Raw genomic sequence first — 1,505 nt, forward strand, 5'->3', positions numbered from 1 at the left:
CTGCGCAGCCAGTTCGGCCGCGAGCTGCCGCTGCGCCGGCTGTTCGAGCAGCCGACCATTGCCCGCCTCGCCGCCTGCCTCGACGGCGAGACCGGCGATCAGGCCACCGCCTTCGTCGCCGTGCCCCGTCCGGTCGACCTGCCGTTGTCCGCCGCCCAGACCCGGCTCTGGTTCCTGGATCAGCTCGAAGGCGGCTCGGCCGCCTATCTCATTCCCTTCGCGCTCGACCTCGATGGCGCGCTTGATCCACAAGCGCTCGATCGCGCGCTGACGGCCCTGGTCGCACGCCATGAGAGCTTGCGCAGCACGGTCGAGCTCAAGGCCGATGCGCCGGTGCAGATCATCCGCCCGGCCGGCGCCTTCCGCCTGCTGCACGACGACCTCTCCGATCTCTCGCCCGCCGACCGCGACGCTGCGCTGGCCGCAAGACTCGACGGCCTGGTGCAGCACCGCTTCGATCTGTCGCGCGACCTGCCGCTGCATGCGGTGCTGGTGCGGCTCGCTCCCGAGCGCCACGTGCTCGCGGTGGTCATCCATCACATCGCCTTCGACGGCTGGTCGTCCGGCATCTTCTTCGGCGAGCTGGCGCGGCTGTATGCGGCCGCCCGCAACGGCACGGTTGCGAGCCTGCCCGAGCTGTCGGTGCACTATGCCGACTACGCGCTGTGGCACCGCCAGCTGCTGGCCGATCCCAACGGTCCGATTCCGCGCGAGCTCGCCTACTGGCGCACGGCGCTCGCCGATGCGCCGGCGCGGCTCGAACTGCCGCTCGACCTGCCGCGGCCGGCGACGCCGCGCCATCCCGCGGGCTTCGTGCATCTGCGCCACGAGGCCGGCGAAGTCGCAGCCTGGGAGGCGCTCGCGCGACGCCATGGCGTCACCCTGTTCATGGTGCTGCACGCCGCCTTCGCCACCGTGCTGGCGCGCTGGAGCGGCAGCGACGACATCAGCATCGGCACCCCCATCGCCAACCGCACCCGCCGCGAGTTCGAGGGCCTGATCGGCTTCTTCGTCAACACGCTGGTGCTGCGGCTGCGCCTCAGTGATGATCCGACATTGGCCGAGTTGCTCGCCCGCGTGCGCGAGACCGATCTCGCCGCCTTCGCGCACCAGACCCTGCCGTTCGAGCAGCTGGTCGAGGAGCTGCAGCCGCAGCGCCAGCTCGGCATCAGCCCGCTGTTCCAGGCGATGCTGGCGCTACAGAACGCCGCCGCCTTCCGCGCCCCCGACATGCCCGGCCTCACCACGCGGATGCATCCGCCGGAGCCCGGTGTCGCCAAGTTCGCGCTGACCCTGTCGCTGCAGCCGACCGCCGACGGCGGCCTCGAAGGCATTCTCGAATACGACGCCGAGATGTTCGCGCCCGCCAGCATGGCGCGGCTGGCCGGCCATGTCGCGACCCTGCTCGGTGCGATGGCGAGGGCCGATGGCACGGTGCGGCTCAGCAGCCTCGCGATGCTCGGCGCCGACGAACGGCGCCAGCTACAAACGTGGAACGCGACGGC

General features: G+C 71.4%; 1 protein-coding gene. It reads left to right on the plus strand.

All coding sequences use genetic code 11. The features are described from left to right. Nucleotides 1–1,505: condensation domain-containing protein (locus ACQR1X_RS32490; RefSeq protein ID WP_434900360.1), on the plus strand; the 1,505-nt coding region annotated here is incomplete at both ends.

Source organism: Bradyrhizobium sp. HKCCYLRH3073 (assembly GCF_051167995.1).
GTDB lineage: Bacteria > Pseudomonadota > Alphaproteobacteria > Rhizobiales > Xanthobacteraceae > Bradyrhizobium.